This window comes from Mannheimia sp. ZY171111 (assembly GCF_017750945.1).
Lineage (GTDB): Bacteria > Pseudomonadota > Gammaproteobacteria > Enterobacterales > Pasteurellaceae > Mannheimia > Mannheimia pernigra.
The window spans coordinates 688,794-710,988 of the sequence record NZ_CP046532.1 but is presented as its reverse complement, the minus strand read 5'-3'; the positions used below and the strand labels follow the sequence as shown (position 1 = coordinate 710,988).

The 22,195-nt window shown below is 39.1% G+C and carries 22 protein-coding genes, 1 other RNA gene, 1 pseudogene and 1 other annotated feature; of the genes and pseudogenes, 11 read left to right on the top strand and 13 right to left on the bottom strand.

The genetic code is table 11. The features are described from left to right. The 10 genes and pseudogenes from GM698_RS03380 to ssrA form a co-directional block, all read right to left on the bottom strand. Entirely contained in the window at positions 1 to 2,040 is a 2,040-nt protein-coding gene (locus tag GM698_RS03380) for an integrase (protein ID WP_176812207.1), read from the bottom strand. Position 2,041: 1 nt separating this feature from the next. Then, positions 2,042 to 3,562, bottom strand: a complete 1,521-nt coding sequence (locus tag GM698_RS03375; RefSeq protein WP_209289658.1) for a site-specific integrase — start codon at positions 3,560 to 3,562, stop codon at positions 2,042 to 2,044. Beyond that, positions 3,555 to 4,826, bottom strand: coding sequence for a site-specific integrase (locus tag GM698_RS03370; RefSeq protein WP_176812209.1), 1,272 nt, complete (start codon positions 4,824 to 4,826; stop codon positions 3,555 to 3,557). The genes GM698_RS03375 and GM698_RS03370 overlap by 8 nt, the downstream gene beginning before the upstream one ends. Before the next feature lie 150 nt (positions 4,827 to 4,976). After that, complete coding sequence (locus GM698_RS03365; protein WP_176812210.1) at positions 4,977 to 5,663, bottom strand: hypothetical protein; 687 nt, start codon at positions 5,661 to 5,663, stop codon at positions 4,977 to 4,979. Between the two features lie 314 nt (positions 5,664 to 5,977). Continuing rightward, positions 5,978 to 6,433 (bottom strand): terminase, encoded by a 456-nt coding sequence (locus tag GM698_RS03360; protein WP_176812211.1) that lies wholly within the window; start codon positions 6,431 to 6,433, stop codon positions 5,978 to 5,980. After that, positions 6,426 to 7,013 (bottom strand): Panacea domain-containing protein, encoded by a 588-nt coding sequence (locus GM698_RS03355; RefSeq protein ID WP_176812212.1) that lies wholly within the window; start codon positions 7,011 to 7,013, stop codon positions 6,426 to 6,428. The genes GM698_RS03360 and GM698_RS03355 overlap by 8 nt, the downstream gene beginning before the upstream one ends. 162 nt (positions 7,014 to 7,175) lie before the next feature. Then, positions 7,176 to 7,481, bottom strand: coding sequence for a DNA-binding transcriptional regulator (locus GM698_RS03350; protein ID WP_176812213.1), 306 nt, complete (start codon positions 7,479 to 7,481; stop codon positions 7,176 to 7,178). 8 nt (positions 7,482 to 7,489) lie between these two features. Further along, the gene (locus GM698_RS03345) at positions 7,490 to 7,813 is read right to left on the bottom strand and encodes an addiction module antidote protein (protein WP_176812214.1); all 324 of its coding nucleotides are present in this window, start codon (positions 7,811 to 7,813) and stop codon (positions 7,490 to 7,492) included. Positions 7,814 to 8,120: 307 nt separating this feature from the next. Then, positions 8,121 to 9,347: pseudogene (locus GM698_RS03340) on the bottom strand (integrase arm-type DNA-binding domain-containing protein). 256 nt (positions 9,348 to 9,603) lie between these two features. Further along, positions 9,604 to 9,970, bottom strand: a transfer-messenger RNA (tmRNA) gene (gene ssrA / locus GM698_RS03335). Between the two features lie 236 nt (positions 9,971 to 10,206). Between ssrA and rpoH the strand changes: the two genes are divergently transcribed. The 3 genes from rpoH (at position 10,207) to GM698_RS03320 (ending at position 11,938) form a co-directional block, all read left to right on the top strand. Then, positions 10,207 to 11,163: an RNA polymerase sigma factor RpoH gene (rpoH, locus tag GM698_RS03330; RefSeq protein WP_176809593.1), complete on the top strand. Its 957-nt coding sequence runs from the start codon at positions 10,207 to 10,209 to the stop codon at positions 11,161 to 11,163. 28 nt (positions 11,164 to 11,191) lie between these two features. Further along, on the top strand, positions 11,192 to 11,545 hold the full coding sequence (locus GM698_RS03325; protein ID WP_176809594.1) for a CrcB family protein: 354 nt from the start codon (positions 11,192 to 11,194) through the stop codon (positions 11,543 to 11,545). 84 nt (positions 11,546 to 11,629) lie between these two features. Then, complete coding sequence (locus tag GM698_RS03320; RefSeq protein ID WP_176807526.1) at positions 11,630 to 11,938, top strand: DUF3144 domain-containing protein; 309 nt, start codon at positions 11,630 to 11,632, stop codon at positions 11,936 to 11,938. A gap of 20 nt (positions 11,939 to 11,958) precedes the next feature. On the opposite strand, the gene GM698_RS03315 is transcribed toward GM698_RS03320, so the two are convergent. Next, a complete protein-coding gene (locus GM698_RS03315; protein ID WP_209289657.1) occupies positions 11,959 to 12,498 on the bottom strand; it encodes an HAD family hydrolase in 540 nt (179 codons plus the stop codon). A 69-nt stretch (positions 12,499 to 12,567) separates the two neighbouring features. On the opposite strand from GM698_RS03315, the gene GM698_RS03310 reads away from it, so the two are divergent. Both GM698_RS03310 and typA read left to right on the top strand, forming a co-directional pair. Continuing rightward, positions 12,568 to 13,245 carry a YggS family pyridoxal phosphate-dependent enzyme gene (locus tag GM698_RS03310; RefSeq protein ID WP_209289656.1) on the top strand — a complete coding sequence of 226 codons (678 nt, stop codon included), beginning with the start codon at positions 12,568 to 12,570 and terminating at the stop codon, positions 13,243 to 13,245. Positions 13,246 to 13,430: 185 nt separating this feature from the next. Beyond that, positions 13,431 to 15,278 carry a translational GTPase TypA gene (gene typA / locus GM698_RS03305; RefSeq protein WP_209289655.1) on the top strand — a complete coding sequence of 616 codons (1,848 nt, stop codon included), beginning with the start codon at positions 13,431 to 13,433 and terminating at the stop codon, positions 15,276 to 15,278. A gap of 46 nt (positions 15,279 to 15,324) precedes the next feature. Here the strand turns inward: typA and rimI are convergent, their stop codons facing one another. Together rimI and GM698_RS03295 are read right to left on the bottom strand one after the other, a co-directional pair. Beyond that, positions 15,325 to 15,762 carry a ribosomal protein S18-alanine N-acetyltransferase gene (gene rimI, locus GM698_RS03300; protein WP_159629066.1) on the bottom strand — a complete coding sequence of 146 codons (438 nt, stop codon included), beginning with the start codon at positions 15,760 to 15,762 and terminating at the stop codon, positions 15,325 to 15,327. Continuing rightward, complete coding sequence (locus tag GM698_RS03295; protein ID WP_176812219.1) at positions 15,755 to 16,177, bottom strand: DNA polymerase III subunit psi; 423 nt, start codon at positions 16,175 to 16,177, stop codon at positions 15,755 to 15,757. The genes rimI and GM698_RS03295 overlap by 8 nt, the downstream gene beginning before the upstream one ends. 140 nt (positions 16,178 to 16,317) lie before the next feature. Here GM698_RS03295 and rsmC point away from each other — a divergent pair, with 140 nt between their 5' ends. The 6 genes from rsmC (at position 16,318) to GM698_RS03265 (ending at position 22,190) form a co-directional block, all read left to right on the top strand. Further along, on the top strand, positions 16,318 to 17,307 hold the full coding sequence (gene rsmC / locus GM698_RS03290; protein ID WP_159629068.1) for a 16S rRNA (guanine(1207)-N(2))-methyltransferase RsmC: 990 nt from the start codon (positions 16,318 to 16,320) through the stop codon (positions 17,305 to 17,307). Between the two features lie 138 nt (positions 17,308 to 17,445). After that, positions 17,446 to 17,563: a sequence feature (His leader region), on the top strand. Positions 17,564 to 17,585: 22 nt separating this feature from the next. Continuing rightward, on the top strand, positions 17,586 to 18,578 hold the full coding sequence (gene rhuM, locus GM698_RS03285) for a virulence protein RhuM/Fic/DOC family protein (protein ID WP_209289654.1): 993 nt from the start codon (positions 17,586 to 17,588) through the stop codon (positions 18,576 to 18,578). Between the two features lie 17 nt (positions 18,579 to 18,595). After that, entirely contained in the window at positions 18,596 to 19,651 is a 1,056-nt protein-coding gene (gene hisC, locus GM698_RS03280) for a histidinol-phosphate transaminase (RefSeq protein WP_209289653.1), read from the top strand. A 113-nt stretch (positions 19,652 to 19,764) separates the two neighbouring features. Next, on the top strand, positions 19,765 to 20,049 hold the full coding sequence (locus GM698_RS03275; protein ID WP_256437773.1) for a transposase: 285 nt from the start codon (positions 19,765 to 19,767) through the stop codon (positions 20,047 to 20,049). A gap of 68 nt (positions 20,050 to 20,117) precedes the next feature. Continuing rightward, positions 20,118 to 21,206: a bifunctional histidinol-phosphatase/imidazoleglycerol-phosphate dehydratase HisB gene (hisB, locus tag GM698_RS03270; RefSeq protein WP_209289652.1), complete on the top strand. Its 1,089-nt coding sequence runs from the start codon at positions 20,118 to 20,120 to the stop codon at positions 21,204 to 21,206. Between the two features lie 150 nt (positions 21,207 to 21,356). Next, the gene (locus GM698_RS03265; protein WP_176807518.1) at positions 21,357 to 22,190 is read left to right on the top strand and encodes a hypothetical protein; all 834 of its coding nucleotides are present in this window, start codon (positions 21,357 to 21,359) and stop codon (positions 22,188 to 22,190) included. The last annotated feature ends 5 nt before the right edge of the window (positions 22,191 to 22,195 follow it).

Genomic DNA, 22,195 nt, shown 5'->3' with positions numbered 1-22,195 from the left:
TTAAAACTCCATCAATCTATATAAATCATCATCTAATTTGGCTGTTTCTTCTTTTTGAATATCCACATCCATTCCTTTTTCTAGCAAAGATAATTTCACTGGTGATGGATCATACTCGTCAGGCATTCTCAATAATGCCCCATTCGGGATATCATTATTTTCTAAAAACTTAATTTTTGTTCTTATATGTGTTAGTCGCCACCCTAAATTACTTATCCATCTATCAGCTCCAAAATCCCCCATTTTATGATGTTTTTTAGCTCTAGTGAATTGTTCCATAAGTAGTTGTTCTCTCTCTTTTAAGATTTCTAAAGATGATTCTAGACCTTTTATACAAACAAGTTCTTTACATGTTTCACATTCACCATGACGTGAGCATGGAGACATTGCATAATCATGCTCGCAAACACCTATTTCTGTTATGATCGCAACTCCAACTCTATCTTTTCCTAAATCTTCATAGGTAATAGGAAGTTTTAAATGAATTTTATCTAAAATTGAAATATCTTCCGAAATTAGTAAATCTCTAGCCTCTTCACTTTTTTCCTTTTCTGTTCTATGGTCATAAAATTTATTATCAGCAACTCTTGCTCTTCCTGCCCAATTAGCTAAAGTTAGTTCATCCATACCTCCTCTTTCCGCTTTTGTACTTAGCCAATGTCTTGCATTATGTGATGGTAATTTGATGAATTCACCTTTTGATGTTCCTATGCAATGTTTTTCCCATAATGATGTTTTAGGTCTGGTCTCTGAATAGCAGAATCTATCATTAATTTGATTAACAGTCGGTAAAATAAAGGAAAAATTTTTAGGTGAAAAATCATCATGAAACTCGTTTTCCCTAAATAGTAATAATGTTTCGGAGACTTTAACCTTTTTATTTTTATCTGCGTATGGCCAAAAATTAAATTTTGAAGTATATTTTCTATATAAAAACCTCCCTAGGGTATCATAAGTTATAATTCCATTATTTTCATTCATTAGCTTTTTAAACCATTTAGTATTAATTCCATTTCTTCCATCAATTCCTAAGATATTACCTATTTCAATCTCAGTTAAAGATTTCATTAATAAAGAAGAGTCTGACTGGATGTTGGTATCCAAAAACATCAACTTATTAGGATTCTCCTCAGCAAACCTTGCAGCTTTCCTAGCAAGGTAACTAATATCCGTTAAACGTTTAACAGCTTCTACAATGACACCTTGCATACTACTAGGAACCCATTTTAACCCCTCCTTGCCATTTTTAGCCGGTATCCAGCGAATACCCAATTGTTTATTTCCTAGGCTATCTTCTTCCCATTCTAAACAATTAATAGAAAGAGATATTAACTCTGAACAACGAGATGGTGCAACCATAAGTAATGCCATAATAGCTGTATAGTATTCTGTTTCCTTGTCCAAATTAGGGGCATCATGAAACAATTTTGCTACCAACATCATCTCCTCATCTGTTGGCATTTTTTGAGAGCGATATTCTTTTCCCTTTTCATCAAGCAGTATAGTTAAGTCTCTCGGGCGCTTATAAGGATTGTTCCATATGGGTAAATTAGGAGTAATATAATTTATTCGACAAAAATCGAATAATTTTTCAAGTTGATATCCCAATTTATTAATTGAGTCTGAGCCTTTTTCATATTTTTTCATAGCTAAAGACTCAACTTCTCTAATGACTAAATAATCTAAGAGTAATATGTCTGCACTAGATTTTACATTGTAAAGAGCCATTTCAACTAAACGTAATGCTTCAATGTGTCTTGCTAATTGTCTAATTGGTTGTAGAGAATATGTATAAAGAATATATGCCTTTGCGAAATCAATAAATGGCTCTGATAATGGCTCATATTTATAGGCTGTCGACTTAATTCTATCTGTAGAAAAACGAACTTGAACCGAATATATACCAAACTTTGCCTTCCATTGATTATTTTCCCAGCAGTCATTCCCAAAGGCAGTAAGTCTATTTTTACAAAAATCAATAAATTGGGCTAAATTTAATTCAGGATTATTATGTATTGGAGTAAAAATTGGATTATTCATATTAATGTTTCCCCCTAACTCTTTTCATCTCATTACAAGCTTGAACTACATATTCGACAGCCAAAATAATACGATCTTTAGAAGAAGCATAATCTATATTCTTAGTTTTTTTAAAGCGCTCTTCCTTCTCCTTATAGAGTTTATCTAAAATTTCTTGATGTGGGCCATTAAGTAATGGTCTAAATTTCGGGCATAAATAGCAATTCTCATAGCTACTTATACAAAATTTATTTGTACCACATGCTCCAATTGTATCTGAACCATTATTGGTTATAAATGATTGAGGGTCATGTCCTCTTTCACTCTCATATAAATTCTCTATAATTTTTCCTGCGAACGTTTGGGCTAACTTTCCCATATCTTTCCCTATAGTACGATCGATGTATTGAACGGTATCTGCTGTATTTTCAGTATAAACTTTGACATTTTGTGTATCAGAATGGTCTAAAAGTTCTGCAATGATATGAGCACCGACACCTTTTCGTCCCAAATTTGTTCCTCGGGTATAACGAAACCTTCTAGCACTAACATGAATAATTTCACCAGTTCGCTCTGAAATAGCTTTTTGTAGGATACAGAATTTACGCAATACACGAAATTCTAATTCGGAAGAGGAATAATGGAAAATATCTTTATCTAATAAAGATAAATCAAACTTCTTATTTTCTATATTTCCTAATAGACATTTCCAATCTATGAACATGGGTAATTTCATTTTGTGATTAACAATAAATTTCTCATCTATAATTTTTAGTAATTTATTATATTGTTGCTCTATAAAATTCAACAAAATTAGGTATAAATCCTCTGTTATAGCCAGTTTTTTAAAACTCTCTCTAAATAGAGCACCTCTTTTTTTAGCACTAGGTATATATAGATAATAATTCCAAGTACCTTCTGATATTTCCTTTCTTAGATCTTCAAATTTCAAATGACGTATTTGTATTGGTCGTCTTGCAGTAGCTTGTAATAAATGAATATAGGCATATGTTTCAAATGAAATAAGATCTTCTTTCCAGAGCCTAGACAGCTCAAACATTAAAGCTAAAATTTCATTTTGAGTAAATGCGCCAGTGTAAGGGCACCTTGTTAATACTGATATTCCTTTATCATTTCCACTTAAGGTAAAACTTTCAAGTAAGGAGACTACAGATTTATCAATCCCATCATATCCATATTCATACCAAGAGAGTAAAAATCCTTTTAATGCGCCTAAATACCATTCATTCTTTTTTCCTAAGATAGCTTTCCAATTTAATATCGCTGGGACATCAATTACTTTTAAATTAGTATCTATTACTAGCTCTTTAAATCTCTTATACATATTAATGGTATGATAACTAGAGTATTTTTCAGCATATATAGCCAATGTTTTCTTAAAACCATTTAGTGTTTTCTTATCTATATCTAATACAATTTGAGAAAAGTTAATTATAATGTCTTTACTGATATGCCAGGAATTTTCATGCTCATAAAATTCATATCCATCTCTTGATTTTCTTGGAAATTTATTTTTACTCATAATTATTGACCTTTTCTTGGAAATCTTTCTGTATCTCTAATAAAATTTTATCAGCTTTTTCGCGAATATAACGTTGGTTATAAACATGTGCCGATCTTTCTGATGTATGTCCCATCAGGTGTTGCCTCATTTTGATTTCTTTTTCAGGGGAAATAAAGTCTTTATGAGAAATATTATGTTTTAATTCAGCATTATTTTTATCTATTTTTCTTGAAAATTCTAGATTCCATTCATGGCGAAATATATGAGGATGAATAATAGAAAATTTTTGATTTACTTTTTTCATTGTCGGTACAATAACATTGTCAAAAGAACTTGTACTAATAGGGTGGCCTAATGTTTTTCCTTTACGATGAGTTACAAATAGATAAGGATGCTTATTGGCATAAGGGATTTTAGAGCGATAATTCATAATATAATCATCTATAAGCTGAGCTATATGATTTGAAATAGGTAATCTACGCTCTTTTGTCTTAGCTACAGCCTGATTCCTCCTTGTATCATATTTGTCATCATGTGTTCTTTTAATAAGAATTGAAGGTCTAGCTGTTGCTATATCAATACAATCTATTTTGATTGATAGTAACTCACCTCTTCTAATACCAAGATCTTTTAGTAAAATAAACATTAAGTGATTTCGTTTTCTAATGCCAATATCTCGAAATGGATTATTCGGATTTGAAAAATTTGCAATAGACATAAACTCATCCAAAAGTCCATCAGGTAATTCACTCTCTAATTTTATTAAGGGTACTTTATGATTTTTAGGTCTATGAGCTTTAATTAATGAGATAATTTCCATTAAATTTTTCCTGTATCCGTCGGAGATTTTTATGCTTTTAGATAGAAATAAAATATAGTCTGAAAGAGTAGTTAGCCTATTATATTTATGACTAAGCGATACAGATGGATAGCTATCAATAAACTGAGTGCGTCCCTTTGTAACAAAACGCTTCTTTACATAGTTAGTCTTTTTCTGTTTAGCAGCATTTATTTGCATGTGCCTAAAAAGAGATTCTAATTCACTTTCAGTCAGCAGTTTTTCGTTTTTAACTAAATCACTGATTATTAAGTGGTTATTATTTTCCCACTCCATTAACCATTGTAAGGTCACTAATTTGTTTCTAATTGTATTTACGGCAGAATATCGTAATTCTAGAGTAACCCACAAAGTGGAATAGAAATCAGGTAGTTCTGTTTTTTTATTAACCAATAAAGGAAAGCGTTCCCCATTCGTAAAAAGGATTGTTTCTAATCTATGCATATGACTTTAATTTTACAAACAAATATATATAAATACTAACAACAAAGATATAACTAGTCAAAATAAATGTAAAAAAAGTAGAGCCTTGTTTTACAAGGCTCTACCTAGATACTCTATGATTTATTTTGACAGTTTAGATATATACGTATCTCAAAAAGGAATATCATCAAAATTTATTTCGTTGTAGCCGTTATTTTGAAAAGCGAAAAGTAGTAATTTGCCAATCTGTTTATCTGAATAAGTGATTTTTTCTGTAAGAATGGAGCGTTTATAGGTTTGAATGTGTTTCCCTGTTAGCTCTAACAATAATTGATTAGCTGAAAAACCAACATCTTTTTTACTCTTTTCTCTAGCCCATTCGATAAGCTCATAAACAGAAATATAATCGCTTTGATTTTGGCTCATTGTTTCTATTTTTGTTTGAGGAACTTTATCTAATAATTCAGGCATTTTGGATTTAATCAGTTTTGCTATTTCAGATCCTCTTACCGTAAATCGGGTAAGTTCTAAGGTATTGAAGGCATTATCTGCTATCACTTCATTCAAATAACCTTTGATATGATCAAAAGTGTCTTTGAAATGATTGCTCATAGGTTCGTAGCTATGCCTTTCCCCTCTTTGATCAATTTCAAAGACCGTACAATAAACAAAAGCATTATCATACTGATTATGTGAGCCTCCTTTACGAAAACCAAAAATAAGCCCCTCTAGCTTGTCGGCAATAGATGCCGGCGTTCTATTCGTGTAACTAACTAATTTTTCAATCAAGTCTTTTAGGGAAATTACGGGATTAGAAAGATTTTCAAGTATTGAAATAAATTGACTATGATCAGCCATAAAACGCCCCTTTAACGCTGCCCTTTACTGTGAGAGCGTGGAAAGAGAAATAAAGGGCTTTCTCCTTTCGTTTTGGTAGCTACTCCGCCACTATCCACACTAATTTGAATAAATCCGTATAGTTACGGATTGAACTTGATAGGCTGTATTTTATTACAGTAAAAGAGGCTGTTCAAGCGGTCATTTCCCTGTAAAAAAATTTCTTACGTTATCGAACCGCAATCGGGGCGTGATTGGTACCGAATTGGTACGGATACGGAACTGATTTGGAATATCTAGGAGCAAATAAAAAGCCGTCAATTTTCATCAACGGCTTAAGGTTCATTTTGAGTCACAATATCAGGGCAAGCATTTTGGCGGATAGCATTCTTTAGAAAGCGTTTATATCTAGCTGCTACCGATTTAGACGATAGAACGCCTTTCAATATAGCGTGATAGATTTCATCATTGATTAAGGCTTTCTGAATGAAATAACCTTGTTCTATGTTTGAACGTATATCTGCTAAGGTGTCAATTCTTAAATGGCGGTAGAAAATAAAGCTGTCTCTAGTGATAAATTCGTGTATGCCGGCTTTTAAAATACAAGTTTCATCTAGTGCTTTGTCGCCCTTAATACTAGAGCAGCTTACATTTAAAATCATATCTTCTTTGCCGGTTTCACCATCAAAACAGGGGTCAGTCAGCAAGATATAAAGGTGCTTGTAGTTGTTTTCTTCCTTACCGTAATTTGTGGGGCGTAGAATAGTAACCTGTCTTTGTATTTTAGGCATTATTTGAACCATTCAAGAGTTTATCCACTGCCATTTGTTCTTCTTGCTGTTCTAATATGCTTTCGATTTCGCTTTCTGTTTTACCTAAATTAGCAAGTAGTGTTTTTAAATAAATAGGCTTGCTTCTTCCCTGCGGATCTTCCCATTCGGGGATATATTTCGGATTATGCGTATATTCTACTAGGGCGAAAGGCTTATAGCTTCCGAAAGTCGCAAAGACTTCATCTAAAATTTCGGTGTCACTTTCTGATAGGCAATCAAAAAAGTATTCATCTGTAGTATCTACGGCTTTTTTTAGGCTGATTTTATGATCTTCTTTATCGGCTATCCAATCACCCCAAATGCTGCCTTTTTGGTAAAGGCTCGCTTCTTCGCCTCGCATTAGGTTTAGCGTGTTGCTTAATACCGGTCCATACGGCAAAGAGTAATATTCATCGTTAGAAATAGAGTAGCTATATCTTTGCCAAGAGAGGCGGTCAGCAAGATAAAGCAATTTCATTACCTTAATATGCTCCATTGTGCCGCCAGCCTTATTTAATAAATAAGCCGTTGCCTGTGCTACTTTTAATTCATCAAACATAATTGCCCCTTTGCCTCATAAATTAGGCTTTCATTTATGGGTATTATAAAGATAAATGGCTATCGAATAAAGCCGTATAGTCTTTAGTAGTGTTTTATAGGTGCATAGTAAACACAAGGTAGAAAATAAAAAGCCGCCAATCATCAGATCAACGGCTCATTTTTAAAGTCGGGCAATTTGTTCAAATACCTGTGGAGATTGTTCCACTAATCGCAAAAGGATAGTTGCCTGTGGGTTTGGGGTACTTTTCCCTTGCTCCCACCCTTGATAGGTTTTTACGCTTGTTCGTAAACGTTGAGCAAATACCGCTTGAGAGAGGTTTAATCTTGCTCTAATAGCTTTTACCTCATCGGCTGAAATCTGTAATGGCTCAGGGCGTGATAGCGTTTCAGTGCGTAATGTTCGTTTGCCCTCGAGGTGTTCTTTCATTGCTGTTAAGCCCTCCATTAAGTCATTGTAAAAGCTCATTGTTACCCTTAAATGTTTTTAACCTGTGGAATAAGCACTAAATTGAAAGCCCCTAAAATCTTTTGAATGGTGTCAAATCGTGGCTTGCTACCTTTGGCTAGGGTTTTATATAGGCTCTCTCTTCCTAGCCCTGTTTGCTTCGCAAGTTCCGCCATTCCTCTAGCCCTTGCTATATCGTTTAAGGCTTCTAGAAATTCGTCTTGGTCTCCCTCTTTCAACACTTCGGCTAAATAGGCTTGTATAGTTTCCTCGTCAGTTAGAAATTCCGCTACATCAAAAGGGCGTAAGCCGTGTTTATCTGCCATTTCTTCGTTAATTTGTACTGCTTCCATTACTGCCCTCTTAAATTTGCCTATAAAAGTATCCTATTAGATACACATTATCAAGCATTACCCTCAATTTAGGTGATGTTTTGGTGAAGTTGGTGATATTTTGGTGATGTTTTTTTAAAAAATATCACCACTCTTAGAGCCTTGATATATAAGGGTTTATATTAATTTTGGTGATAATGGTGATATTTTTTTTAAAAGTTTGGCTGTAAAAAAATATATATAGAAGAACGGCAATAAAAAAGCCGTCAGGCGATAACCTAACGGCATTACAAGCGGTCATATTTGGCGGAAAATTTACTAAGTTTTACTAAGCTACTTTTAAATGATATTGAGGCAAGCTACCTTGTGAACATTCTTCTACAAAATCCGCCCATACTTGGAGCAGTTTAAAACGTTGTTCTAGGCGTTCGCCCCTGTCATAAGCCGCCTTTACTCTGTTGCTGTTTATATGAGATAGAGCCACTTCGATTAAATCACTGTTATATCCTTTCTCATTGAGATAAGTAGAGGCAATAGACCGCAAGCCGTGAGCTACTAATTTGCCTTTGTAGCCCATTCATTTGATCGCACTGTTGGCGGTTTGTGTATTAACGTGCGTTTGAGGGTTCTTCACACTTGGGAAGATGTATTCTTTGCCGCCACTTAGTTTCTTAATTTCTCGCAAGAGGGCGATTGTTTGCCGTGATAATGTGATTTTATGCTCAATACCTCGCTTCATATTTTCCGCCGGTATCGTCCACAGTTTCGCACGTTCGTCTATATCCGCCCATTTCGCCTTAGCCGCTTCGTTAGGGCGTGTCATTGTGAGTAACTGCCACAGAATTAAATAGCGTGTCTGTAGATGAATTTGGGCGTTCTGTAGCGTGTATAAGAACTCGCCTAAATCTTCAGGCTTGATTGTCTTAAAATGCGCTACCGTTGGGCTATCGAACTCTTTCGCAATGTTGGCGGTGGGGTTAGCCGGTATCATTTCACGATGTACGGCAAAAGTCATTATTTCATTATGCTTCTGAATAGTACGCTTTAACTTCTCTAGCTTGCCCTCGTCTTGATATTGTTTAAAAGCCTTAATCGCCATCGGAGCGGTTATCTGCGTGATAGGCATTTGCCCGGAATGCGACAATAGGTTGTTTTTGATAAGGGCGATCACATCTTTTTGGTAGTTATCCGAAAAATTCTTCTTCGTCTTGCGGTGTTCAAGCCACGCCCACGCCACTTTCTCATAAACATTGGTAAGCTCATTTGCTTTCGCCTGTTCTTGCTGTTGGCGGTGGTGTTGCGGATCGATATTCTGAGCAAGCAAGGCCCTATATTCCTCTCGAGTTTCCCTCGCTTGTGCTAAAGATATATCAGGGTAAGCTCCAATGCTTAGATCATTTCGTTTTTTTGTGAACGGTCTCTCATATCTAAACCGCCAAAATTTGGAATTTTGAGTAATAACCAGCAATAAGCCGTTGCCATCTCTCAATGGGCTATCTTCGGGCTTCGCTTTTCTTATCTGTGTGTCATTCAAAGGTATGATTTTTCTCGCCATAGTAAGCCTTTAGGAGTATAAGAACCAACGTTTAGGAGTATAAAACTAAAAGCGATAAAGCCTTATCTAGTCAGGCTTTAACGTGATTTTAGGAGTGCGAAAATTTATAAGTGTTTGCTCGTACTCCTAAATATACTCCTAAAATCTTCGGATTTGATTGTATCGTATAGAGGTACGCAACGGACAATAAAAAAGCCTTGAAGTATTGATTTTCAAGGCTTTTTAGGTATCTATAGAACGCTATAGGTTTATAATTTGGTGGAGCTGGCGGGAGTTGAACCCGCGTCCGAAATTTCTCTACCTTCAGTACTACATGTTTAGTCTAGTCTTTAATTTCGCTTACACACAGCGGACAGACACGCAATGTATAAACTAGCTTTATTCAATTTAGTGTTTCGATCCTAAAGCGGCGGCGTCCACACGATCTCGTTTTGGGTGACTTATCTTTATCCTCGTCTTACGAGCGGAAGCTGAGGAGATAAGGCTTTAAAGCAGGTTATTAAGCTGCTAAAGCGTATTGTTCGTCGTTTGCGACTATTATTTTGCGGTTTGTTTACGAGGCCTACCGCACCTCGACATGCACCTTGGGCTTCGCTAATCCCGTCGAATCCAAAATCAGCCCCAAAAGAGGCACTATTCTAAAGGAAAGCGGTTAAATTTGCAAAATATTTTGCAAATCGCGGTGATTAAAATGAGATTCAGCCTCTTTTTTCGGGTAAATGCTTATGTGCTAATCTGGTTGTTACTGAAAAGAAAAAGTTGAGTTTCTAGTGAACTCAACTTTTTTATGTCTCTCTAATAAAAGATTAGGATAACACTGCTATAATGTTTAAATTGGCTTAGGGTTAAGAGAAGTAGAATGAAAAAATTTGAAGAAAATGAGATTGAAGATGCAGAAATTATAGAAGCTGAACCTATGGAGGTTGATGATATAGAGGAAGCATATACATCAGAAGCTATCCACCCTGCGTTAGTGTCGGGCTCAATGCCTGTACCACAAGGGAACTTAGATAGCTATATCCGTATGGCAAATCAGTATCCGATTCTGACTGCTGAGCAAGAAAAAGCGTTGGCGGAGCGTTACTATTATGATGAAGATGTTGAAGCAGCCAAGCAGCTCATTCTTTCTCATATGCGTTTTGTCATTCATATCGCTCGCGGCTATTTGGGTTATGGCCTGCCGCTGGCAGATTTAATTCAAGAAGGTAATATTGGCCTGATGAAAGCGGTAAAACGTTTTGATCCGAATGTGGGTGTGCGATTGGTTTCTTTTGCGGTACATTGGGTAAAGGCAGAAATTCACGAATATGTGCTGAAAAATTGGCGAATTGTGAAAGTGGCAACGACTAAAGCTCAGCGTAAGCTATTTTTCAATCTGCGTAAAAATAAAAACCGCTTGGCGTGGTTTAATGAAGAAGAGATCAAAAAAGTAGCGGACGATTTAGGGGTTTCAGTTGCAGAAGTCCGAGAGATGGAATCTCGTATGACAGGACAAGATTTAGGCTTCGATTTGCCAGCAGGAGATGACGATGAAGGTACTTATGTCCCTTCAATGTACATTGAAGATGATAGCTCTAATTTTGCTGATGATTTGGAATACGAACAACACAACGGGCAAGCTACCGCTCAACTTGCTTATGCTCTCGCTACTCTTGATGAACGTAGCCAAGATATTATTAAAACCCGTTGGTTAGACGATAACAAGGCCACCTTGCAAGATTTGGCGGATAAATATAGTATCTCTGCTGAACGTGTTCGCCAACTAGAAAATGCCGCATTAAAGAAAATTAAAGAGGCGATCACGCTAGAGGTTTAGGCTGCAAGCGGTAATTTTGGGCGTAAAAATGGCAACTTTTCTCTTGATTTCTATTGGTGCTATCGTAGGCGGATTTACTCGTTGGGTGATGGGGCTTTGGCTCAATCCACTGTTCGGCTCCTTAGCATTTGGTACATTGCTTATCAATTGGCTAGGTTGTTTTTTAATGGGGCTCACGATGGGGATCTCATTATCTGAGCAGACCAAACTTTGCTTTGTGACTGGTTTTCTGGGCTGTTTTACCACATTTTCAGCCTTTTCAGCGGAAGTGAGCAAAAATCTGCTTGAAAGCAAGTGGCTTACCGCTTTTGCTATTTTCGGATTACATACGCTAGGTGGTTTTGCTTGCACCCTATTTGCTGTTTACTTAATGAAAAAATAATCTCCATTGATAATGGCGTGAAATTGCAAAACTTTGCAAGAAAACGACCGCTTGTTTAAATAGAGATAATAAGGATTGAACATTATGATCAACATCAGCGACAAACACATTGACCCGACTTTCTACCAGCGGGCAGACGGCTTTATTAACATCGCCAACGCCCATTTGCAGAATATTGCCCCAAACCAAGTGAGTAACGCAATGCTGTTCGCCTGTGCCAGATTTAACGCCTACGTAGCCTCCAGCAAGGCGGAATACAAACAGCAACTGGTGGATTCCAAACAAGAGGTGATTCAATATTTTGTGGAACAATACAAAGAGATGTTGATGGCAAATTTGGACGAATATATCCAAAATTTCGAGCGTTATATTGAAGGGAAAAAGGCGGATTAACCGCCTTGGTTTTTTTAGCACTACTGAGCCATTTTTTCGGCAATTTTCAGAAATCCATCTGCGGTTTTAAAAATTTCACCGAAGCCTTGAGCCTCTAAGATTTTGTCAGACACTTCACGGAATGCCCCCTCGCCGCCCGCTTTTTGTAAAACCCAATCCGCTTGAGTTTTGATGTAATCGTGAGCATTACGAGTGGCGATTGCTAAACCGCACACCTCAAAGGCTGGCAGGTCTAACGTGTCATCGCCAATATAGGCAGTTTGCTCGGGCGTTACGCCGGCTTGTTGCATTAATTCAAAACAGGCGGAACGTTTTTCCAGTTTACCGAGTTGGGCTAAGTCAATTTTCAACACCTCAAGGCGTTTGCGAAGCAATGGGCTGTCGCCGCCAGAAAGTACCGCCACTTTAATGCCACAACTTTGCAACATTTTTACCCCTAAACCATCGTGAACGTGGAAACGTTTCATCACTTCACCTTGCTCGGTGTAATACATTCCGCCATCGGTTAATACGCCGTCCACATCGGTAATCACTAATTTAATCTTGGTTAGGTCTAACATTTTTCTGCCTCAAATATGGTATGATTTCGCCATTATAACGTTTTTACCTCTTTTACCAAAGGAAGCGAAATGTCGATTTCAGCGAATTTATCGCACATTCACCAACAAATTCAGCAAATTTCCGAACAATATCAACGAGATAACGTGCGTTTGTTAGCCGTCTCCAAAACTAAACCAGTTGAGGCGATTCAAGCGGCGATTGAGGCAGGGCAGCTTGCATTTGGCGAAAATTATGTGCAGGAAGCGGTCGAAAAAATCGAATTTTTTGCAAACCGCCCTGAATTGGAATGGCATTTTATCGGGCCACTTCAATCAAATAAAACCAAATTGGTCGCTGCCTATTTTGATTGGATTCAAACGGTGGATAGATTAAAAATTGCCGAGCGTTTAAACGAACAACGCCCAGCGGATAAAGCCCCGCTCAACGTGCTGATTCAAATTAATATCAGCGATGAAGCCTCGAAATCGGGCATTGAACCCGACGAAATGCTACCTCTCGCCCAAGTGATTTCGCAATTACCGAATTTGAAATTGCGTGGCTTAATGGCGATTCCAAAGCCTGAAAGCGAACCGGAACAACAAAAAATCGCGCTTTGCAAAATGCAGCAACTTTTCAACCGCTTGCAGGCAGAATTTGACGGCATCGACACCCTTTCAATGGGAATGTCGGACGATATGGCGGCTGCGATTGAGTGTGGTTCGACAATGGTGCGGATTGGGACTGCGATTTTTGGGGCGAGACGTTAGCCAGCTGAGTTTTTACATAAAGCTGATACAAGCGGTCAAATTCGCCAAAAACTTTGCAAATTCCACCGCTTGTTTTGTAGCCAACAGCGGAAAAAGTCTGTATAATCACGCCTCCTAATTTCTAGACTCTCGCCAGTTTTGATGGGCGAGAGTTTTTATTTTCATTCACTTAAAAAGATATTCCAATGCAAAATGTAGATATTTCAAAATTGCGTAACATTGCAATTATTGCCCACGTTGACCACGGTAAAACCACCTTGGTTGATAAACTTTTACAACAATCAGGCACCTTTGGTGAAACTCGTGGTGACGTTGATGAGCGTGTAATGGATTCCAACGATCTTGAAAAAGAGCGTGGCATTACCATTCTTGCAAAAAATACGGCAATTAACTGGAATGGTTATCACATCAATATCGTAGATACCCCAGGGCACGCTGACTTCGGTGGTGAGGTTGAGCGTGTACTTTCAATGGTAGATTCGGTGCTGTTAGTGGTTGATGCCTTTGATGGCCCGATGCCGCAAACCCGTTTCGTCACGCAAAAAGCGTTCGCTCACGGTTTAAAGCCAATCGTAGTGATCAATAAAGTTGACCGCCCAGGTGCTCGCCCTGATTGGGTAGTGGATCAAGTGTTCGACTTGTTTGTAAATTTAGGTGCAAGTGATGAGCAGTTAGATTTCCCAATTATCTACGCTTCAGCCTTAAATGGTGTAGCAGGCTTAGAACACGAAGACCTAGCGGCAGATATGACCCCACTTTATGAAGCGATTGTCAAACACGTTCAATCACCACAAGTGGAATTAGATGCACCATTCCAAATGCAGATTTCGCAATTAGACTACAACAACTATGTGGGCGTTATCGGTATTGGACGTATCAAACGTGGTTCGGTGAAACCTAACCAAGCGGTAACGATTGTAGATAGCGAAGGCAAAACTCGCCAAGGTCGTATCGGTCAGGTGTTGGGGCATTTAGGTTTACAACGTTTTGAAGCAACAGAAGCCTTTGCTGGCGATATTGTTGCGATTACTGGTTTAGGCGAATTAAATATTTCAGATACTATTTGTGATATTAACGCAGTAGAGGCTTTACCGGCATTAAGCGTTGATGAACCAACGGTAACGATGTTCTTCTGCGTAAACACCTCGCCATTCTGCGGTCAAGAAGGTAAATTTGTGACTTCACGCCAAATTCTTGAGCGTTTAAACAAAGAATTAGTCCACAACGTGGCATTGCGTGTGGAAGAAACCTCGAACCCAGACGAATTCCGTGTGTCAGGTCGTGGCGAATTACACTTATCGGTATTAATCGAAAATATGCGTCGTGAAGGTTACGAGTTAGCAGTGTCTCGCCCGAAAGTAATCTACCGTGAAGAAGACGGCAAAAAACAAGAGCCGTTTGAGCAAGTGACGATTGATATTGAAGAGCAACACCAAGGTTCAGTGATGGAAGCACTTGGTATCCGTAAAGGTGAAGTGCGTGATATGATTCCGGACGGCAAAGGTCGTACCCGTTTAGAGTATGTGATCCCAAGCCGTGGCTTAATCGGTTTCCGTAACGAATTTATGACGATGACCTCAGGTACTGGTTTACTTTACTCTACATTCAGCCACTATGATGACGTAAAACCGGGCGAAATCGGTCAGCGTAAAAACGGCGTGTTAATTTCAAACGCAACGGGTAAAGCGTTAGCATACGCATTATTTGGTTTACAAGAGCGTGGTAAATTAATGATCGACCACGGTGTGGATGTTTACGAAGGTCAAATCATTGGTATTCATAGCCGTTCAAACGACTTAACCGTAAACTGTTTACAAGGTAAAAAATTAACCAATATGCGTGCATCAGGCAAAGACGATGCGATTGTGCTAACCACGCCAGTTCGTTTTTCATTGGAACAAGCATTAGAGTTCATTGATGATGACGAATTAGTTGAAGTTACGCCACAATCGGTGCGTATCCGTAAACGTTTATTAACGGAAAACGACCGCAAACGTGCAAGCCGTACTACAACGAGCACTAGCACACATTAATACGAAAAAGAGCGACCTAGGTCGCTCTTTTTTCTTGCATTTTAGGTTATAAATACAACGCCATCACCACTGCATTTTCTTTGCCGCCGTTTAGCGTAGGGTAGTAATTTTTACGGATTGTGACCTCATTAAACCCGAGAGAATTATATAATTTCTGGGCTGTGAGGTTAGATTCTCTTACTTCCAGCCAAAGGGTAGCGACATTTCTCTGTTGCAGTTGCAAAATGAGGGCAGAAAGTAACCGCTTGCCAAAACCTTTGCCTTGAAATTCGGGGGCGACAGCAATGTTGAACAACGTGGCTTCGTCTAACACAATTTGGCTAATAGCGAAGGCGACAATTTGATTCTTTTCCATTAATTTTAAGTTGAGATATTTCTCGCCTTGATTATTTAACAGCGTGCCTTTGCTCCACGGCACTAAATGGGCTTTTTGCTCAATTTCAAACAATCGCTCAAAATCGGGTGTTTCTACTGGTTTAATCATCCTGTTTTTCCAATTGTGCGAAATAGGTTTCTATTTGTTGCCAAAGTTGGCGTTTTGGTGATGATTTTGCGAGATCTTGCCAAGATGCATTTTTCCAAGCGGTCTGATTTGCAATATTTTTTGCAATTTTAACCGCTTGTTCTTCCGCTTGAATCAGCCAAATGAGGGGAGAATGTTCAAATACTAAGCGTTGTGATTGTTCCGCATCGAGCCATTGATACTCGCTTTTTTGTAAGTTTAATGCAATTAAGAGATCAGCAAACAACCCACTGCTTTGGTGATCTTCCTCACACACCACAACGAATTTAATTTTTTTATCTAAACGAATTTGTGCATCGCCTTTTAGCACTTGGGGTTTGGCTAAAACCCATTGCGAAATGCCCATTTCATTTAACAGTAAATCACGACGATTCATCTAATACCTCATCAAATTTTGCAAATAGTACCAAAACTGCGACTAATCAGAAACTTTTTTCAAAAAATTGATAGGTTTAGCAAGATTTCTCCGCCTAAATTCGGTATATTCACGTTAAATTTTTTAGATAAGGTAAGAAAATGCTCTCTTTAGAAAGCGAAGTGCTTGGACGTCATTTAGCGTTATTTGAACAAAAATCAGTGTTATTGTTTGGTGATATACGAGATGATTTTGCCCAACAGTTGCAATCTCGTGCTAAAAATGTGGCGGTATTTAGTAGCTATTTTAACTATACTCGCCATCATCAAAATGTGGAATTTGGTTTGGAATGTGGGCTATCTGCGGAGTTAGCGGTTTTTTATTGGACAAAAAACAAACAAGAGTGCCGATTCCAACTATTGCAATGGCTTTCGCAATGCAAAGTGGGGCAGGAAATGCTGATTATTGGTGAAAACCGTGCTGGCGTGCGTTCGGCGGAAAAATTGCTTGAGCCGTTTGGCAATATCGCTAAAATTGATTCCGCTCGCCGTTGTGGTTTATATCATTTTGAGCTACAAACTATACCTGAATTTGATTGCAAAAAATTCTGGAAATCTTACCGCTTGCAAGATCTAGACGTGTTTACCTTACCTGCCGTCTTTAGTTCGTCAGAATTGGATAACGGCACGAAATTATTACTCTCAACTTTTCGCAAAGAAGATCGTCTTAAAGGCAAAGTGCTTGATTTAGGCTGCGGAGCAGGCGTAATTGGGGCAACGCTGAAACAGCAATTCCCAAAAATCAAACTTACAATGAGCGATATTCACGCAATGGCGATCGAATCTAGCCACCGTACTCTAGCGGAAAATCAGCTGGAGGGAGAAGTGCTGGCAAGCGATGTATTTTCCCATATTAATGATCGTTTTGATTTGATTGTTTCAAATCCACCGTTCCACGATGGTGTGGATACTGCCTATCGAGCAGTAGAAGAACTGATTTTTCAAGCTAAGAACCATTTAACTAAAGGCGGTGAATTACGTATTGTGGCAAATGCGTTCTTGCCTTATCCTGATTTGCTAAATAAAACCTTTGGCAAACACGAAGTGTTGGCAAAATCGACAAAGTTTAAGGTGTATTCAGCGAGAGCTTAATGGAATATTAGGCGGATAGAAAAAAAAAGCAAAATTTGGCTAAAAAATACTTGCTATTTATTTTTTGTTGGCGTAAATTCGTTCCAACAATGTTTGGAGAAACACAATGAATTTTAACCGCACTTCACATCATCATCACCATCACCATCTTTCCTGATATCTTTCGGGCATTGGGTGCATACGGAAGATAGATCTTCCGAGCAAGTGTGGCAATAAAAAGGATCTCTCGGAAGGCAACTTTCGGGAGATTTTTTTATGGTTAAATTTAGGTAGTAATAATGACAAATCCGATTGAAATTTATCAAAGTCAAGATGGCACAACGAATATTGAAGTTCAATTTAATCAAGATACGGTTTGGCTTTCGCAGGCACAAATGGCAACAATTTTTAAAACAACCTCTGATAACATTAGCCTGCATTTAAAAAATATTTTTGCGGAAGGTGAATTGGACGAGGAAGCAACTACCGAGGATTTCTCGGTAGTTCGCCAAGAGGGTAAGCGGCAGGTAAGTCGTCGGCTTACACATTACAATCTTGATGCTATTATTTCGGTAGGATATCGAGTGAAATCAACGGCTGCAACCCAATTCCGGATTTGGGCAACTACTCGATTAAAAGATTATCTCGTCAAAGGTTATGCGATTAACGAACGCCGTTTGCAGGAAAAAGGCGTGGAATTTGAGCAGGTGATAGGGCTATTAAGCCAGACTTTGGCGAATCAATCCTTAGTTTCAGATGAAGGGCAAGCGGTATTAAATGTCGTGCAAGATTACGCTCGCAGTTGGAGTTTATTGCAAGCCTATGATGAACAGAGCTTGCAAGCCAATCCGCATAAACAATCAGAGATGATTTCCCTTGAAATGGAACAAGTGTGGTCGGCAATAGCTCAATTAAAACAGACACTTATGGAAAAAGGGGAGGCGACAGAACTCTTTGGCAACCCGAGAAATGAGGGCTTGGCTTCTGCGGTAGCGACGATTGAGCAAGGCTTTGGCGATGAACTGTTTTACCCGAATGTTGCCAGCCGTGCGGCGAATTTGCTCTATTTTGTGATTAAAAACCACCCACTCACGGATGGCAATAAACGCACAGGCTCGTTCTTGTTTTTATGGTATTTACGCCTCAATCAGCATTTGCTCGCCAAGCCTGTAGAGCAACTGATTAATGACAATACGTTAGTTGCATTGGCGTTGCTGGTGGCGGAAAGTCTGCCCGAACAAAAAGAGTTGATGATTAAATTAATTGAGCATTTTATTTTATTAAAAGCATAACAAGACAGGAACATAATATGACAATCTCACAACTTTCCCGAAAAAACATTCAAGCCCTGACCCCGTACCAATCCGCCCGCCGATTGGGTGGCAGTGGCGATGTGTGGCTGAATGCCAATGAATATGCAGTGTCGCCAAACTTTGATTTAACCGACCGCACGTTTAACCGCTACCCCGAGCCGCAGCCGCAGGCAGTAATTGAGGGCTATGCCCGTTATGCAGGCGTTGCTCCTGAAAATGTGCTGGTTTCTCGTGGCGGCGATGAGAGCATTGAGCTACTGATTCGTGCCTTTTGTGAGCCAAGTGATCAAATTCTTTACTGCCCGCCAACTTACGGAATGTACGCCGTGAGTGCCGACACTTGTGGCATCAACACCAAAACCGTGCCGCTGACCACGGATTTTCAACTCAATCTGCCTGAAATTAAACGCAATTTGGACGGCGTGAAAATCGTCTTCGTCTGCAGCCCGAACAACCCGACGGGCAATCTTATCAAGCGGGCAGATTTACTTGAACTTTTGCAAATCACTGCAGGCAAAGCGATTGTGGTGGTTGATGAAGCCTACATCGAATTCTGCCCTAAAGCGACGTTGGCGAACGAACTGCCGAATTATCCGCACTTGGCGATTATCCGCACGCTTTCCAAAGCATTTGCACTGGCTGGCTTACGTTGTGGTTTTACTTTGGCGAATGCGGAGTTGATCGGCGTGCTGCAAAAAGTCATCGCCCCCTATCCGCTGCCTGTGCCAGTTTCCGACATTGCCGCCCAAGCCCTTTCTCCACAAGGCATTGAACAAATGCGTGAGCGCGTGGCAGAAGTGATTACCCTGCGTACCGATTTGCAAAAAAATCTCGAAAACCTACCGCTTGTAGAAAAAGTTTTTGACAGCGAAGCCAACTATCTCTTGTTCAAATGCCAAGACGGGCAGAAAGTGTTCAAAGCGCTTTGGGATCAGGGGATTATTTTGCGGGATCAGCACAAGGCGTTGGGCTTACAAAACTGCATTCGGATTACGATTGGTACAGTGGAGGAGAATTTGAAGGTAGTAAAAGCACTCTCAGCCACATACTAACGTATGTGGTTAGGCATAGTGTCGTCGCTCTGCGACGATAGTGTCCGAATTGATGTGGAGCATCAATACTATGCGTAACCGCAGACCAAGGTCTGCGGAATTTTCATCTTTTCGTGGAACTGCACCCAAGCCTTGCGGTGGCGGAATTTGTGCAGAAATTAAAAACCACCACGCACAAATGGATTGATGAAAATAAGGCGTTATTTCCCGATTTCTATGCGTGGTCGAGGGGATATTGCTCGCTCACTTATTGCGAACGAGATAAAGAGAAAATCATCAACTATATTAAAAACCAAAAAGAACACCATAAAACGCAGAGTTTTATGGATGAAACCAAATTCCTCTTGCGTGAAGCTGGAATTGAAATAAACGAACAATTTTTTGAAAAAGACTTATAACCCGATGTAGAGCATCGATATTATGCGTAACCTAGCACGAGGGTGCTAGGCAATTACAGGAGAAAAATATGCAACCCACTCTTTTCATTGACCGTGACGGCACGTTAATTGACGAGCCGAAAACTGATTTTCAAATTGACAGCTTGGAAAAACTCAAATTCGAGAAAAACGTTATTCCTGCCTTGCTAAAACTAAAAGGCAAATACCGTTTTGTGATGGTGTCGAACCAAGACGGCTTAGGCACCAGCTCATTCCCACAGGACGATTTTGACAAACCGCATAACGCAATGATGGCGGTGTTCAATTCACAAGGCATTGAATTTGATGAGGTATTGATTTGCCCTCACAAGCCTGAAGACGGCTGCGATTGCCGTAAACCACACACCAAACTGCTGCAAAAATACATTGACCGCCAACTGTTCGACCCAGCCAACAGCTTTGTGATTGGCGACCGTGCTACCGATGTGCAACTGGCGGAAAATCTCGGCATTCGTGCCTTGCAATATAACCCTGAAAAGCTGAACTGGGATTTAATCACCGAAAAACTGTTGGGCGAAGCCGTTACCAACATTGGCGACCGCACGCCACGTTATGCGGAAGTCGTGCGTAAAACCAAAGAGACTGACATCAAAGTGCAAGTCTGGCTGGACGAAACCGGCACGAACGAAATCAGCACGGGCGTGGGCTTTTTCGACCATATGCTCGACCAAATCGCCACCCACGGCGGCTTCCGAATGAACATCACCACCAAAGGCGACCTCTGGATTGACGAACACCACACCGTCGAAGACACCGCCCTCGCCCTCGGCACGGCGTTAAAACAAGCCATCGGCGACAAACGTGGCATCGCCCGCTTCGGCTTCGTGCTGCCGATGGACGAATGCAAAGCGGAATGTACGATGGATTTATCGGGCAGACCGTTCATCAAATTCAAAGCCGATTTCAAACGTGACAAAGTGGGTGATTTCAGCACTGAACTGACCGAACATTTCTTCCAATCCATCGCTTTTACCCTGCTCGCCACGCTCCACATCAAAGCAAAAGGCGACAACGACCACCACAAAATCGAAAGTTTGTTCAAAGTGTTTGGCAGAACGCTAAGACAGTGTATCCGCATTGAAGGGAATGAATTACCGAGTTCAAAAGGGGTGTTGTAATTTCTCGCTTTTCCCTCTCCCATTTATGGAACAGGGTGGAGAAAATCCGCAGGATTTTCGGAGGGATAGGGCAAAATTGCGGTTGATTTTTGCAAAGTTTTTGGGAGAATTTGACCGCTTGTATTCAGTATAAGTAGGGTGAGATATAAGATGAAACATGAAACTCTTATCATTTATAGGACAGATAGAAAATTTGATACAAGTAGCCTTAATCAACTCAAAATTGGAGGGAAGATCGGTTTTTTGAGAGAGATTCTATTAGTTAATTCTGATTTTTTAGAGGATGAAAAAGGGAGTTGGATTCTTAATTTTTTTAAAGGTAAGCCTTATGAGCAACATATTTATGTTAGTAGGGATGAGCCAGATTTTAAAGTATTCAAAAAGCTAACGACGGCTAGTTTTATTTGTAATAATGAATTTGGTGATGTTGATGCTGAAAAGCTATCTATATCTATCCGAGGATCTAAGTCAATTAAGAAATGTGATTTTATAGAATATCCTTCACATTATGCACATATTGATGGCAGAGGTCTTTCATTTTTTTCGAAAATTGAAAATCAAAAAGATAACTTTTATAGACAAGTTATTTTATTATCTTTGGCTTATGCTTATCTTGGTGCGATCGAATATATTTCCAATAATTTGTCTCAGAAAGTAAATTGTGCAAATTGCGATATTGATGAGCTTAATAAGCTGTACATTGAAGCTGCTAAATTTAACTCTATTTTCTTATTTCATCAACCAGTATTGATAGATAAAGCCAGTTTAACTGAGACATGGAAAGAAATAGATAGAGTATTTGAGATTGATGTTTCATCAAAAGAATTATTAGAACAACTATCTAATGTTCATTATATTTTAAATTTAGATTCAGAAAATAAAAGAGTGACACAAGAAAAAGAAAAGCAATCTAAACAAGAAAAATGGAATTTATGTTTTGCCATTATAGGTATTGCTCTTGCTGTTATTGAATTATTTACATAGGATTA